This is a genomic window from Acidovorax sp. A79, assembly GCF_041154505.1.
In the GTDB taxonomy this organism is placed as follows: domain Bacteria; phylum Pseudomonadota; class Gammaproteobacteria; order Burkholderiales; family Burkholderiaceae_C; genus Acidovorax.
The window spans coordinates 2916895-2931358 of record NZ_AP028672.1 but is presented as its reverse complement, the minus strand read 5'-3'; the positions used below and the strand labels follow the sequence as shown (position 1 = coordinate 2931358).

Genomic DNA, 14464 nt, shown 5'->3' with positions numbered 1-14464 from the left:
GTTGGAATGCTGTTTTTGGTCCCCCAGAGACTTTTTCAGGAGAGCCCCCATGAATGCCCGTGTCCCCCACCAGATCCTGCAACCTGCACTCGCGCTCGAGCGGGTGAGCCAGGCGTGGGACGACGACATTGTTCGCCAGTTGACCGACTACATCGCCATCCCCGCCAAGTCGCCCATGTTCTCGCCCGACTGGGCCGAGCAGGGCCTGCTCGACACCGTGGTGCGCAACGCCGCCGCGTGGGTCGAATCGCAGAAAGTCGAAGGCCTCACGCTCGACGTCGTGCGCCTGGAAGGCCGCACCCCCGTGCTGTTCTTCGAGATCGCATCCACGCAGCCCGGCGCGACGGACACCGTGCTCATGTACGGCCACCTCGACAAGCAGCCCGAGTTCTCGGGCTGGCGCGGCGACCTGGGCCCCTGGACGCCCAAGTACGAGGACGGCAAGCTCTATGGCCGGGGCGGCGCCGACGACGGCTACGCGGTCTATGCCAGCATCGCGGCCGTGCAGGAATTGAAGCGCCAGAACGTGCCCCACCCGCGCATCGTGGGCCTGATCGAGACCTGCGAGGAAAGCGGCTCGCGCGACCTGCTGCCCTACATCGATGCCCTGAAGCCCCGCATGGGCAACGTGGCGCTGGTGGTGTGCCTGGATTCGGGCGCGGGCAACTACGACCAGCTGTGGCTCACCACCAGCCTGCGCGGCATGGCCACCGGCACGCTCAAGGTCGAGATCCTGACCGAAGGCATCCACTCGGGCGACGCCTCGGGCCTGGTGCCCTCGTCGTTCCGCATCATGCGCCAGGTGCTCGACCGGCTGGAAGACAGTGCCACCGGCCGCCTGCTGCCCCAGAGCTTCCACTGCGAGGTGCCCGCCGACCGCCTGGCCCAGGCCCGCGCCACGGCCGCCATCCTGGGCGAAGAGGTGTACAAGCGCTTCCCCTGGGCCCACTACGACTGCGGCGGCGCCACCACCTTCGCCCTGCCCACCACCACCGACCCGGTGCAGGCCCTGCTCAAGCGCACCTGGGAGCCCACGCTCAGCGTCACCGGCGCCGAGGGCTTCCCGGCGCTGCAGGACGCCGGCAACGTGCTGCGCCCCTACACCGCGTTCAAGCTCAGCCTGCGCCTGCCGCCCCTGGTGGATGCCGGCCAGGCCGTGCAGGAGCTCAAGGCCCTGCTCGAAGACAACGCGCCCTACCAGGCCAAGGTCACCTTCCAGGGCACGAGCGGCGCCACGGGCTGGAACGCGCCCAGCGCCACGCCCTGGTTCGAGCAGGCGCTCAACGAGGCCTCGCAGGCCCACTTCGGCGCGCCGTGCGGCCATATCGGACAGGGCGGCACCATCCCGCTCATGAACATGCTCAGCGAAGGCTTTCCCACCGCGCAGATGATGGTCTGCGGCGTGCTGGGCCCCAAGAGCAACGCGCACGGCCCCAACGAGTTCCTGCACGTGCCCTACGCCAAGAAGCTTACCGCCGCCGTGGCGCAGGTGATCGCGGCCATGGCGGCGCAGCAGGCCGCCGCCGTGGCGGCCTGAACCCCACCGCGCGCATCGCCGCCCCCGCGCATGTGCCCTGGCGCTGCCTCCTCCCCCGGTGTGTGGATGCAGCCGCCCGCCTTCCCCCGCACCGCAACGCGCGCCGCCAGGGCGCTGGCCCGGCCGGCCGCGTTGCCTTGAGCCCGTTCCACCATGTCCTCTGACTCCATTGCGTCCACCCTGAGCACCTTGACCACCTTCACCGCGGGGGATGGGGAAAACCTGGCGGTGCAGGACTGGCCCCTGGTGGGGCGCGGCGTGCCGGCACGGGGCACCGTGCTGCTGGTGCACGGCCTGGGCGAACACGTGGGCCGCTACGACGCCCTGGCGCGGCGCCTGAATGCCTGGGGATTCGCCGCGCGCGGCTACGACCAGTACGGCCACGGCGAGTCGAGCGGCCCGCGCGGCGGCCTCACCTCGGACATGCGGCTGCTGGACGACCTGGCCGACATGGTGGACGCCACCCGTGCCCGCATGCCGGCCGGCCAGCCCCTGGTGCTGCTGGGCCACAGCATGGGCGGGCTGGTCGCCTCGCGTTTTGTGTCCCTGAACCTGCGGCCGGTGGATGCGCTGGTGCTCTCATCCCCCGCGCTCGACGCGGGCCTGGGCGCCGTGCAAAAACTGCTGCTGGCCACGCTGCCGCGCATCGCACCGAACCTGCGCGTGGGCAACGGGCTGGATGCGCAGTACCTCTCCCACGACCCGGCCGTGCCCGCGGCCTACCTGGCCGACCCGCTGTGCCACGACCGCATCAGCGCGCGCCTGGCGCGCTTCATCGCCACGGGCGGCCCCGCCACGGTGGCCCGCGCCGCGCACTGGAGCGTGCCCACGCTGCTCCTGTGGGCGGGCAGCGACAAGCTGGTCAATCCCGCCGGCAGCCGTGCCTTCGCGGCCGCCGCGCCCCGGGCGCTGGTGCAGTCGCACGGCTTCGAGCCCTTGTTCCACGAGCTGTTCAATGAAAGCCCCGAACTGGCCGCGCCGGTGTTCGACATGCTGCGGCAGTGGCTGGAGCGGCGCTGCCCGGCGGCGGGGTGAGCGCCGCCGCAGCGGTTTCGGGCCAGAATGGCCGGTAGCGCTTGTCCATCAAGCGCTGAAAGCTACTATTTTTGTAGCAAACCGCCCAGCATTCCAAACAGGTCGCTGGACGTTCCAAACCCGCCCTGCGGCGCCTCGCCGCGCGGGCTGAGCTGGTCGATCAGGCCCGGCAGCACCTGGGCCAGCTGGCCTGCCGCCGCGCCGGAGCCCACGCCCAGCTGCGCGGCGATCTGCGACAGCGGGCCGCTGCCCAGCACGTCCGAAAGCTGCTCGCCCGAGATGGCCTGGTTGGGCCCCGCGCTGAGCCAGGAGGCGATCACGTTGCCCAGCCCGGCCTGCTGGAACCGGGCCATCAGGCCCGGCAGTCCGCCCACCGGGCCATCGTTGCTGATGAGGGACATCACGGCCTGCACCAGCTGGGGGTTCTGCGCGGCCAGGCTCAGCAGGCCACCCAGCCCGCCGGCGGCACCGCCCCCGCCGGCGGAGCCCTGGGGGCCGCCCTGTGATGCGCTATTGATGACGGCACCCAATACGGAATCGAGCAAACCCATGGTGATCTCCTGCAGAAGGGGGTAAAAAACGGCCGAGCGCCGGCCCGGGGCCGCTCACGGCCCTGGGCCCGGTACCAGCGATGGTACGCATCCGCGCCCTGGCCCCAGTGTCAACAATCGTGAATTCCCCTACCGCCCGTGCGTGGGCGACGGGCTGGGCCGGCAAGGCTGGCAGGTGCCGGGCCGCCGGCCAGGGCGTGGCGGGAGGGCCCGCCGCCCGCCGTTCACTGGCTGCGCGCCGGGCGTTTCTCCAGCAGGGGTTCGCTCACGCCCTGCACCCCCACCAGGCCCAGCACCGTGACCAGCGAGGTCTGCGCGCCCTGCCAGGCATCGGTCAGGTCGATCCACTCCGACAGCGCATGGAAACCACCGGTCTTGCCCCCGCCCCCGATCACGATGGCCGGGATGCCCAGCGACATGGGCACGTTGGCATCGGTGCTCGCGCCACCCAGCACCGTCTTGCGGCCGAACGCGGTGTTGGCGCGCACGGCGGCTTCCACGATCAGCGAGTCCGCCGCCGTGCGGCCGCCGGGGCGGTCGCCGATGAGCCTGGTGGAGGCGGAGAGCGTGTTCACATTCCAGCGTGCGTTCTCCTCGGCCACGGCGGTATCGATGGCCGAGAGCACCTGCTTTTCGGTGGCCAGCAGCGGGGCCATCTCGTCGGAGCGGATGTCCACCGCCATGCGCGCATCGGGCGCGATGGTGTTCACCGAGGTGCCGCCGCCCACCGTGCCCACGGTGAAGGTGGTCTTGGGGCTCTTGGGGGTGCGGATCTCGGCGATCCTGGCGATGGCGCGGCCCATGCCGTGAATGGCACTGGGCACCTCGCCAAACGCTGCGTAGCTGTGGCCGCCCGGGCCCTTGAAGGTCACCTCGTGGCGGTGGCTGCCGGTGCCCAGCACCAGCACCGTGCCGTCCGGCGCGGGCTCCAGCGCCACCAGGCCGTCGATGTCCAGGTGCTCCTTGAACAGATGCTTCATGCCGCGCAGGTTGCCCAGCTCTTCCTCGCCCACATTGCCCACGAACACCAAGTCGCCCACCGTGGCGACCTTCTGGTCGTTGAGCACCTTGAGCCACGACAGCAGCACGGCCAGGCCGCGCGTGTTGTCCGAGATGCCGGGCGCGTAGAGCTTGCCGTCGCGCTCCTTCACCTTCACGTCGGTGCCGGCGGGGAAGACGGTGTCCAGGTGGGCCGAGATCACGAGCTTGGGCCCGCTGCCCGTGCCCTTGCGGATGCCGACCACGTTGCCTTCGGCGTCGATGGCGGCGCTGGCCAGGCCCAGGGCCTTCAGGCGTGCGAGGAAGGCCTCGGCGCGCCTTTGCTCCTTGAACGGTGGCGCCTCGATCTCGGTGAGCATGCGGAGGTCTTGCGCCGCGCGGTCGTGGTCGGCCTTCACCGCGTCGAGCAGCTTCAGGATCTGGGGCGCCGCCATGAGCTGCGTGTAGGCCTGGTCCACGGCCGGGCGCAGCGTGGTGGGCGTGGCGGCGACGGCGCCTTGCGCGTGGGCGGCAGGGCCCAGCAGCGCGGCGGCCAGCGCCACGGCGCCGGGAGTGAAGCGGAAGATGGAGGCAGGGTTCTTCATGGTCGGGATGATGGAGAGGGCGGAGTTGCGAAGGAAGGGGGGCCCGGCCACACGCGGGCCGCGGCATCCGGTGCGCGTGGCGCCTGGCACGCAAGCGCCCTGCAATTGTTGGACCGATTGGCGGGGCGCGGTTCTGCTTTAATCTGCCGGGCCGACAGTTTTTCTTACATGCGCCAGCACATTCCCAGCACCCGCGCCCTGCTCGTTTTCGATGCCGTGGCGCGCCACCACGGCGTGAGCAAGGCCGCCGAAGAGCTGTGCCTCACGCACAGCGCCGTGAGCCAGCAGCTGCGCCTGCTCGAAGGCCAGCTGGGCCTGCAGCTCGTGCAGCGCGGCGCGCGCGGCTCCACGCTCACCGAGGCGGGCCGCCGCTACCACGCGCAGGTGGTGGGCGACCTGCTGCGCCTGCAGAACCACACGCTCGAAGCCATGGCCCAGCGGCCCGACGGCGCGCGGCTGCTGGTGGGCTGCGTGCCCGTGTTCGCCGAGCGCTGGCTGCTGCCGCGCCTGCCCGCCTTCCTGGCCACGCACAAGGGCTGCAGCCTGCACCTGCAGGTGTACCCCACGCACACCTACATGCAGGAGATCCCTTTCGACGTGGCCGTGCAGTACAACGACGCCGCCTGGCCCGGGGTGCAGCCCGTGCCGCTGATGAGCGAGGTGTGCGTGGCCGTGTGCGCTCCCGGCTCGCGCCACCGGCGTGCGATGGAGCGCGGCGACTTCCGCGCGGTGCCGCTGCTGCAGCTGAGCTCGCGGCTGGGCGCGTGGGATGCGTGGTTCACCCGCGCGGGCATCACGCGCGTGCCGGCGCACAGCCTGGGCGGCCACCGGTTCGACCTGTTTTCCATGCTGGTCGAGGCGGTGCGCGCGGACCTGGGCATCGGCCTGGTGCCGCACTACTTCGTGGAGCGCGAGCTGCTGTCCGGCGAACTGGCGCTGGCGCATCCCCACCATGACAGCGGCCTGCGTGGCTACAGTCTCTTCGTGGCGCAGGGGCGGCAGGAAGACCCCGCCGTGGCCGCGTTTGCCCGGTGGCTCGCCCACGCGGTCGCGGTGCCGGGCGGTGCCGGCACCGGAGCCACGCGGGCCTAGACGGCGCGCCGCCGCCGGGCCGCGAGCCAGGCGAGCGCCAGGCCCGTGACCACGATGGGCACCAGGGACCCGGCATTGAGCAGCGTCCAGCCCTGCGTGGTGACCAGCACGCCGGACGAGAACGAGCTGAGCGCCAGCGTGGCGAACACGCAGAAGTTGATGGCGGCCTGGGCGCGGTCCTTTTCCTCGGGGCGGTAGGCGGTCATGGACAGCGTGGTGGCCCCCGTGAACAGGAAGTTCCAGCCCACGCCGAGCATGAACAGCGCGATGCCGAAGTGGTGCAGCTCCACGCCCATGAGCGCCACGGCCACGCAGGCCAGGTTCAGCAGCACGCCGGCGCCCATGATGGACAGCACGCCAAAGCGCTTGATGAGGTGGCCGGTGACGAAGCCGGGCGCGAACATGCCGATCACGTGCCACTCCAGCACCAGCGCGGCCGCATCGAAGTTGAAGCCGCACACCTGCATCGCCAGCGGCGTGGCGGCCATCAGCAGGTTCATCACGCCATAGCCCAGCGCGGCGCCCAGGATGGCCACCACGAACGCGGGCTGGCGCATCAGCTCGGACAGGGGGCGGCCCGCGACGGGCTGCCCCGCGGCGTCGCGCCGCGCGGGCTGCGCCTCGAAGCGGATCGCCGCCATGCACAGCATGGACAGCAGGGCCACGCCCATGAGCACCACGTAGGCGCCCGCGAAAGGCACCGGAAACAGCGTGCGCGTGGCGCTGGCCAGGTTCGGCCCGGCCACGGCGCCCAGCAGGCCGCCCGCCAGCACCAGCGACACGGCCTTTTCGCGGTAGGCCGCGGGGGCCAGCTCGGCGGCGGCAAAGCGGTAGAGCTGGCCATTGGCGCTGTAGTAGCCCGCCACCACGGTGGCGGCGCACAGCAGCCAGAAACTGGCGCTGAAGGCCGCCCACGCGCACAGGCCGCACGACGCGACCGCCACGGCCAGCCCGATCTGGAACGACACCTTGCGGCCCCACCGGGCCTGGCTGCGGGCCACGAGCGCGGTGGACAGGGCCCCGCCCACCACATAGCCCATCACGGGCAGCGTGGCCATCCAGCCAAAGGGGGCGAGCTGCAGGCCCACCAGGCCGTTGATGGCGATGAAGACCACGTTGTTGGTCAGGAAAAGGCCCTGGCACAGGGCCAGCAGCCACAGGTTCTTGTTCACGGCGAAGGGTGTTGTTGGAATGGGGAAGGAAAGGGTCGAGGCGGGCATGGGCGGCCGGGCCGCGTCAAAGTCCGACTGCATTGCTCTGGCATTGTGCACTCCGGTTGATGAAGATCAGCCGGCGCGCGCAGCGGCCTCGGTATGGTGCCACCCAGTGCTTGGGCTCCCACCGGGGGCCTGCGTTTGAACCAGAGCCATGGAACCCCACAACCCTGCAGAGGCCGCGCCCGCCCTCGAACTCGTCTGCCCCGCCGGCAGCCTGCCCGCGCTCAAGGCGGCGGTGGACCATGGTGCCAGCTGCGTCTACCTGGGCCTGCGCGACGCGACCAACGCGCGCAACTTCGCGGGCCTGAACTTTGACGAGGCGGCCATCGCCAGCGGCATCGCCCATGCGCATGCGCGTGGCTGCAAGGTCTTCATGGCGCTCAACACCTACCCGCAGGCCGCCAACCCGGGGCCGTGGCGCAGCGCCCTGGACAAGGCGGTGGACCTGGGCGTGGACGCGGTCATCCTGGCCGACCCGGGCCTCATGCAATACGCGGTGCAGCGCCACCCCCGGCTGCGGCTGCACCTGTCGGTGCAGGGCTCGGCCACCAACTACGAGGCCATCAACTTCTACCGCGAGCAGTTCGGCATCGTGCGCGCCGTGCTGCCGCGCGTCCTGTCGATGGAGCAGGTGCGCCAGGTCATCGACCGCACGCCCGTGGAGATCGAGGTGTTCGGCTTTGGCAGCCTGTGCGTGATGGTCGAGGGGCGCTGCGCGCTGTCGTCGTATGCGACGGGCGAATCGCCCAACACGCACGGCGTGTGCTCGCCCCCGAAGGCCGTGCGCTGGGTGGAAACGCCGCAGGGCCGCGAGTCGCGCCTGAACGGCGTGCTGATCGACCGCTATGCGCCCGGCGAGAGCGCCGGCTACCCCACGCTGTGCAAGGGCCGCTTCGACGTGGGCGGCGACGAGAACTACTACGCCATCGAGGAGCCCACCAGCCTCAACACCCTGGAGCTGTTGCCCCAGCTCGTGAAGATGGGCGTGCGCGCCATCAAGATCGAAGGGCGCCAGCGCAGCCCGGCCTACGTGGCCCAGGTCACGCAGGTCTGGCGCGAGGCCATCGACCAGTGCCTGGCCCACCCCCACCGCTACGCGCCCAAGACGCGCTGGATGGCCAGCCTGGACCAGGTGGCCGAAGGGCAGCAGCACACGCTGGGCGCCTACCACCGTCCCTGGAAATGAAGAACAACCCCCTGATGCGCTTCGCGCCTTCCCCCTCCTCTCGCCTCGCTTGCGCGATGCGGGAAGGGGGGCACCGCCAGCGCGGCGGGGCGGCCCTTGCGCGGCGGTCGCTGGCTTGGGCCGCGCCAGATTCGAACTCCATGCGCCGCTCCCAGCATCTGGATCCCACGATCAAACCCCTGAAGTCCGCCCCATGAAACTCTCTCTCGGCCCCCTGCTGTACTACTGGCCGCGCGACACCGTGTTCGCGTTTTACGAAGCCATGGCCGCCACGCCCGTCGACGTGGTGTACCTGGGCGAGACAGTGTGCTCGCGCCGCCATGAGCTGCGCCTGGCCGACTGGCTGGCGCTGGCGCGCATGCTGCGGGACGCGGGCAAGGAGGCCGTGCTGTCCACCCAGGTGCTCATCGAATCCAGTGCGGACGTGGGCCTGCTGCACAAGATCACGGCCAACGGCGAATTCACCGTGGAGGCCAACGACATGGGCGCCGTGCACTGCCTCTCGCGGCCACCCACCGGGCCGCGGGCCTTCGTGGCCGGGCCGCACCTGAACCTGTACAACGCGCACTCGCTGCAGTGGATGGCGCAGTTCGGCGCCACCCGCTGGGTGATGCCGATGGAGATGTCGCGGGACGCGCTGTCGGCCGTGCTGGCGCAGCGCCCGCAGGGCCTGGAGACCGAGGTCTTCGCCTACGGGCGCATGCCGCTGGCGTACTCGGCGCGCTGCTTCACCGCGCGCCACCGCAACCTGCCCAAGGACGACTGCCAGTTCAGCTGCCTGCAGCATGCCGACGGGCTGCCGCTGCGCACGCGCGAGAACGAGGGCTTTCTCGTGCTCAATGGCACGCAGACGCAATCGGCCCGCGTCTACAACCTGGCCAACGAACTGGCGGGCCTGCGCGCCTGCGGCGTGGACGTGCTGCGCCTGAGCCCGCAGGCGCAGCACATGCCGCAGGTGGTGGCCGCGTTTGACGAAGCCCGCCACGCGCGCGCCCCCGAGGCGGCCTGCGACCTGGTGGAGCGCATGCAGCCGCTGATGCCCGACCTCCCCTGCGACGGCTACTGGTTCGGCCGCCCGGGCCTGGAGCAGGGGCGCGTGCGGACCGCCGTGGCGCAGTCCTGACCCGCGGGCCCACATCGCATGTACGCCGGAGAACGCTTCAACAGCATCAGCCACCTGGCCGGGGCCGTGCTCGCCACGGCGGGCGCGGCCGTGCTCATCACGCTCGCGGCGCGCCTGGGCGACCCGTGGAAGGTGGTCGCCTTCAGCATCTACGGCGCCATGCTGGTGGCGCTGTACGCCGCGTCCACCGCGTACCACAGCGTGCGCCGGCGCGCCGTCAAGGCCGTGCTGCAAAAGCTCGACCACTGCAGCATCTACCTGCTGATCGCCGGCAGCTACACCCCGTTCGCGCTCGTGTCGCTGCGCGGCCCCTGGGGCTGGTCGCTGCTGGGCGTGGTGTGGGGCCTGGCGCTGCTGGGCATCGCGCAGGAGATCTGGTGGGCGCGCGGCGCGCGGGCGCTGTCGCTGGCCATCTACGTGCTCATGGGCTGGCTGGCGCTGGTGGCCGTGGTGCCGCTGTGGCGGGCGCTCACACCCGGGGGCTTTGGCTGGCTGCTGGCGGGCGGGGCCTGCTACACGCTGGGCATCGTCTTTTACGCGCTGGACCACCGCGTGCGCCATGGCCACGGGCTGTGGCACCTGTTCGTGCTGGGCGGCAGTGCCTGCCATTTCTTCACCGTGTTCTTCTACGTGGCCTGAGCGCCCGATTCCTACCCTATGGCTGCTTTCTCCTCTTCGCCTTCGAACCCGCGGGTGGTTCCCCCTCCCGTGGGGGCCGTGCTGTCGCGCCTGCCCGCCTACCCGGGCTCGGTGCTGCTGGTGACGGCGCTCAACCTCGCGCTGGCCCGGCACCTGCCCCCCGACGTGGGACGCCTGCTGTTCGATAAGAAGATGCGGGTGCAGGTGCGCGATGCGCGCCTGGCGTTCGACTTTGCCTGGACCGGTCAGCGTTTCGCGCCCCATGCCCCGCTCGCGGCACCCGCCGTGGCGGACCTGACGCTCAGCGCCACGGCCCACGACTTCCTGCTGCTCGCCCAGCGCCAGCAGGACCCCGACACGCTGTTCTTCAGCCGCCGCCTGTCGATGGAGGGCGACACCGAACTGGGCCTGGTGGTGAAGAACGCGCTCGACGCCATCGAGCTGCCGGTGCTGGACCCGCGCCAGTGGGCGCAGAGGCTGGCACCGCGCCAGGTGCTGGACCACCTGCGGCGCCGCCGGGGCCCTGCGCCACGCCACGGAGGGTGAGCGATGACCCCCCACCAGGCCCTGAACCACCCCCTCGTCTACTCCTGCTCGGGCTGCTCCAGCGCCGCGCAGCTGGCCAACCATGTGGCGCTGCGTCTGGACCGGCACGGCGTCGCCGAGATGTCGTGCATCGCCGGCGTGGGCGGCGATGTGCCGCACCTGCTGAAAACCGTGCGCTCGGGCCGGCCCATCATCGCGCTCGACGGCTGCCCGCTGGTCTGCGTGAAAAGCACGCTCGCGCGCCACGGCATCACCGCCGACCGGCACTACCAGCTGCAGCACTACGGCGTGAAGAAGCGCGCGCACGAAGACTTCGACCCCGTGCAGGCGGCGCTCGTGCTGGAGCAGGTCGAGGCCGACCAGCAGGCGCAACCCCTGCGCGCCCGGGCGGCCGAGGGCGAGCCCCATGGCTGAGCCCGTGCCCACCCGCCGCATCATCGTCGCCATCTCGGGCGCCAGCGGCGCCGTGTACGGCGCGCGCCTCCTGCAGGTGCTGCAGGGCCAGGGCGGCATCGAGACGCACCTGGTCGTCTCCGACGCGGGCTGGCGCAACCTGCAGCACGAGCTGGACCTGGACCGCCCCGCCGTCGAGGCCCTGGCGCACCGCGTGCACGACGTGCACAACGTGGGCGCGGCCATTGCCAGTGGCTCGTTCCAGTGCCATGCGATGGTGGTCGCACCCTGCTCCATGCGCACGCTGGCCGCCATCGCGCATGGGCTGGCCGACAACCTGCTCACGCGCGCGGCAGACGTGGCGCTCAAGGAACGCCGCCGCCTGGTGCTGATGGTGCGCGAATCGCCGCTGCACCTCACGCACCTGCGCAACATGGTCGCCGTGACCGAGATGGGCGGCATCGTCTGCCCGCCGCTGCCGGCCTTCTACCTGCGCCCGCAGACCGTGGGCGAGGTGGTGGACTACAGCGTGGCGCGCGCGCTCGACCTCATCGACGTGCCCCACGACCTGGCGCCGCGCTGGTCGGGGCTGGAACTGGATGCTCATTAATTGATAGCTACTGGCGCACCATTTATAAGCGCGACAGGCTGATTTCATTCAAATTCAAAATCAAATTCTGGTACTGATATGGCCTACCGCGACCTGCGCGACTTCATGGCCCAGCTCGAAGCCACGGGCGACCTGCGCCGCGTGCGCGAGCCCGTGTCGCCGCGCCTGGAGATGACGGCGCTGAGCGACCGCGTGCTGCGCGCGGGCGGCCCCGCGCTGCTGTTCACGCAGCCCACGGGCCACGCGCTGCCCGTGCTCACCAACCTGTTCGGCACGCCCGGCCGCGTGGCCCGCGCCATGGGCGTGGCCGACCTGCACGGCGTGCGCGCCCTGGGCGAACTGCTGGCCACCCTCAAGGAGCCCGAGGCACCCCGCAGCGTCAAGGACATGCTGGCCATGGGCCCCTTCCTCAAGACGCTGTGGCACATGGCGCCGCACACCGTGGCCCGGGGCGCGCCCTGCCAGCAGGTGGTGTGGGAAGGGCCGGACGTGGACCTGGCCCGCCTGCCCGTGCAGCACTGCTGGCCGGGCGACGTGGCCCCGCTCATCACCTGGGGCCTGACCATCACGCGCGGGCCGCGCAAGGCGCGGCAGAACCTGGGCATCTACCGCCAGCAGGTGCTCTCGCGCAACCAGGTCATCGTGCGCTGGCTCGCCCACCGGGGCGGCGCGCTCGACTTCGCCGACCACTGCGCCGCGCACCCCGGCCAGCCCTACCCCGTGGCCGTGGCGCTGGGCGCGGACCCGGCCACGCTGCTCGGCGCGGTCACGCCCGTGCCCGACTCCTTGAGCGAATACCAGTTCGCCGGCCTGCTGCGCGGCGCACGCACCGAGGTCACGCCCGCGCTGGGCGTGCCCCTCTCGGTGCCCGCCACCGCCGAGATCGTGCTCGAAGGCCACATAGCGCCGGACGCGAGCCACGCGAGCGGCTGGCAGCATGCGCTGGAGGGGCCCTACGGCGACCACACCGGCTACTACAACGAATGCGCTGAGTTCCCCGTGCTCACCGTGGACCGCATCACGATGCGCAAGGACGCGATCTACCACAGCACCTACACCGGCAAGCCGCCCGACGAGCCCGCCGTGCTGGGCCTGGCGATGAACGAGCTGTTCATCCCGCTCCTGCAAAAGCAGTTCCCCGAGATCGTGGACTTCTACCTGCCGCCCGAGGGCTGCAGCTACCGCATGGCGGTGGTGAGCATCCGCAAGGCCTACGCGGGCCACGCGCGGCGCGTGATGATGGGCGTGTGGAGCCACCTGCGCCAGTTCATGTACACCAAGTTCATCGTGGTGGTGGACGACGATGTGGACGTGCGCGAATGGAAGGATGTGGTCTGGGCCATCACCACCCGCATGGACCCGGCGCGCGACACGCTGCTGGTGGAACACACGCCCATCGACTACCTGGACTTCGCCTCCCCCGTGAGCGGCCTGGGCAGCAAGATGGGGATGGACGCCACGAACAAATGGCCCGGCGAAACCCAGCGCGAGTGGGGCCGGCCCATGGCGATGGATGTGGAGGTGGAAAACCGCATGGGCGGCGTTTTTGAGTCACTGGGACTCTAGGCAAGCACCACCCGGCTCGGCACCCCTGGCGAAATGGAAGGACGAAGGACGCGTCCGTACCTTGCACCGGGAATCTCAGGGTTTGATCCCGCTCCTCACTTGATTTCGCAAGGGCTCGATCATTTTGTCTGCCATTTTGGCCAGCGCGTAGGACACCACGATGATCGGAACAATGGAAGCTGCAAGCAGAATCATTCCCCTGCGCTGCCCATCCAGAAAATATTGGCCTACCAGGTAGGAAATTATCCAGTGCGTGAGAAATATGGGGTATGCCAAGTCCCCGATCTGCTTGTCCCACTTCCATCTTGGAACGCTTTTAGGCGAACTGACCGTCACGTACAAGAAAATAGCCAAGGCCGCAAGGTTCACGTAGAACAGCAAGCTGAATAATCGACCGCCGATTCCACCTAGAAAATCACACAGTGCCAGATTGGCCAGCCATGCGGCACATGAAAAATTTGCAATGAATGCCTGGAGCCGTGGTGATCCGTTGCTGATCGAATTCCGGAAGAAATAGACCAGTGCACCCAGCGAGAATGGTAGTAGCGCAGCATAGAAGGGATAGTACCGCTTACCCCAGTCGGCACCACTCCAGAGGCTTGCAATGTGGTATGCGCAAGCAAGCAGGAATATAAAAATCGCCAGTGATCGACTTCTCGCGGCAATAAGCCAAAGTATGAGGTAATTGATCAGCTCCACTGCGACTGACCATGCGGGAGGCACTAGGCGGAAAGATGAATCATAAAATTCAAATGGAATGATGAGGATATTTCCAAGAACATCAATCCAGCTGGTTTGAATGGTCCATGCAGGGTGAAAGCCATATGCACTATTCGAAAGAATGATGGCCGGTATCGTGGCGGCAGCCACCACGTAGTAAATGGGGAAAAGGCGCAAGAATCTATTGACTACGAAGGCCGAAAAACGGAAATGGTACGTTTCATTCAGAATCGTGGTAATAAGGTAGCCTGATATGAGGTAAAAACCAAATACGGCGAAAAGCCCCCAGTGAGTAAAGAATTGCACGCCTTCGGCCAAATGGGCAACGACCACAGACAATGCAAGAAAAAATCGCAGCGATCCGAGCATTTGGGTTGTTGAATTGATTGATCTTGCGGATTTGCGTGCCTCGGGAGATCGTAGGCAGGCGGGCCAGAAGCTCTTGGCCAGCCGGATGGCAAGGTATGCATTGCAGGCTGGTTAGTCGACCTGGGCGGGGCAGTTTTTGCAAGGCGCGCCAAGTTCATCAGGGTCTGCGGAATTCGGGTGGACTCCTCCGCAAAAAATCACGGGCCGTTTTTAACGGGCCACAGGCGGTCTCATCTGGACGGCGGTTTTACGCGCGTCTTGCAAGCGCATTGCCTTGGCAGCTGGATATGGACGACA

14 protein-coding genes are annotated in these 14464 nt (G+C 69.1%); 10 read left to right on the top strand and 4 right to left on the bottom strand.

Features of this window, described 5'->3' with window-relative positions; all coding sequences use genetic code 11:
- Positions 1 to 49 precede the first annotated feature (49 nt).
- On the top strand, positions 50 to 1537 hold the full coding sequence (locus tag ACAM51_RS13425; RefSeq protein ID WP_369640897.1) for a M20 family metallopeptidase: 1488 nt from the start codon (positions 50 to 52) through the stop codon (positions 1535 to 1537).
- Positions 1538 to 1690: 153 nt separating this feature from the next.
- Entirely contained in the window at positions 1691 to 2572 is an 882-nt protein-coding gene (locus ACAM51_RS13420) for an alpha/beta hydrolase (protein WP_218297032.1), read from the top strand.
- Between the two features lie 65 nt (positions 2573 to 2637).
- Here the strand turns inward: ACAM51_RS13420 and ACAM51_RS13415 are convergent, their stop codons facing one another.
- Together ACAM51_RS13415 and ACAM51_RS13410 are read right to left on the bottom strand one after the other, a co-directional pair.
- Positions 2638 to 3123, bottom strand: coding sequence for a YidB family protein (locus ACAM51_RS13415; protein ID WP_218297033.1), 486 nt, complete (start codon positions 3121 to 3123; stop codon positions 2638 to 2640).
- Between the two features lie 224 nt (positions 3124 to 3347).
- Positions 3348 to 4706: a M20/M25/M40 family metallo-hydrolase gene (locus ACAM51_RS13410; RefSeq protein WP_369640896.1), complete on the bottom strand. Its 1359-nt coding sequence runs from the start codon at positions 4704 to 4706 to the stop codon at positions 3348 to 3350.
- Between the two features lie 168 nt (positions 4707 to 4874).
- On the opposite strand from ACAM51_RS13410, the gene ACAM51_RS13405 reads away from it, so the two are divergent.
- The gene (locus ACAM51_RS13405) at positions 4875 to 5798 is read left to right on the top strand and encodes a LysR family transcriptional regulator (RefSeq protein WP_218297035.1); all 924 of its coding nucleotides are present in this window, start codon (positions 4875 to 4877) and stop codon (positions 5796 to 5798) included.
- On the opposite strand, the gene ACAM51_RS13400 is transcribed toward ACAM51_RS13405, so the two are convergent.
- Positions 5795 to 6970: an MFS transporter gene (locus ACAM51_RS13400; RefSeq protein ID WP_369640895.1), complete on the bottom strand. Its 1176-nt coding sequence runs from the start codon at positions 6968 to 6970 to the stop codon at positions 5795 to 5797. The two genes, ACAM51_RS13405 and ACAM51_RS13400, sit on opposite strands and share 4 nt — an antisense overlap.
- Positions 6971 to 7166: 196 nt before the next feature.
- On the opposite strand from ACAM51_RS13400, the gene ACAM51_RS13395 reads away from it, so the two are divergent.
- From ACAM51_RS13395 to ubiD, 7 genes are all read left to right on the top strand, one after another.
- Positions 7167 to 8201 (top strand): peptidase U32 family protein, encoded by a 1035-nt coding sequence (locus tag ACAM51_RS13395; RefSeq protein WP_218339364.1) that lies wholly within the window; start codon positions 7167 to 7169, stop codon positions 8199 to 8201.
- A 193-nt stretch (positions 8202 to 8394) separates the two neighbouring features.
- Positions 8395 to 9324, top strand: a complete 930-nt coding sequence (locus tag ACAM51_RS13390) for a U32 family peptidase (RefSeq protein WP_369640894.1) — start codon at positions 8395 to 8397, stop codon at positions 9322 to 9324.
- 18 nt (positions 9325 to 9342) lie between these two features.
- On the top strand, positions 9343 to 9963 hold the full coding sequence (locus ACAM51_RS13385) for a hemolysin III family protein (protein WP_369640893.1): 621 nt from the start codon (positions 9343 to 9345) through the stop codon (positions 9961 to 9963).
- A gap of 18 nt (positions 9964 to 9981) precedes the next feature.
- Entirely contained in the window at positions 9982 to 10509 is a 528-nt protein-coding gene (locus tag ACAM51_RS13380; protein WP_369640892.1) for an SCP2 domain-containing protein, read from the top strand.
- Positions 10510 to 10512: 3 nt separating this feature from the next.
- Entirely contained in the window at positions 10513 to 10923 is a 411-nt protein-coding gene (locus tag ACAM51_RS13375; protein ID WP_218297041.1) for a putative zinc-binding protein, read from the top strand.
- On the top strand, positions 10916 to 11512 hold the full coding sequence (locus tag ACAM51_RS13370; RefSeq protein ID WP_218297042.1) for a UbiX family flavin prenyltransferase: 597 nt from the start codon (positions 10916 to 10918) through the stop codon (positions 11510 to 11512). The genes ACAM51_RS13375 and ACAM51_RS13370 overlap by 8 nt, the downstream gene beginning before the upstream one ends.
- Before the next feature lie 78 nt (positions 11513 to 11590).
- Positions 11591 to 13078 (top strand): 4-hydroxy-3-polyprenylbenzoate decarboxylase, encoded by a 1488-nt coding sequence (gene ubiD, locus ACAM51_RS13365; protein ID WP_369640891.1) that lies wholly within the window; start codon positions 11591 to 11593, stop codon positions 13076 to 13078.
- Positions 13079 to 13153: 75 nt separating this feature from the next.
- On the opposite strand, the gene ACAM51_RS13360 is transcribed toward ubiD, so the two are convergent.
- The gene (locus ACAM51_RS13360; RefSeq protein ID WP_369640890.1) at positions 13154 to 14167 is read right to left on the bottom strand and encodes an acyltransferase family protein; all 1014 of its coding nucleotides are present in this window, start codon (positions 14165 to 14167) and stop codon (positions 13154 to 13156) included.
- Positions 14168 to 14464 lie beyond the last annotated feature (297 nt).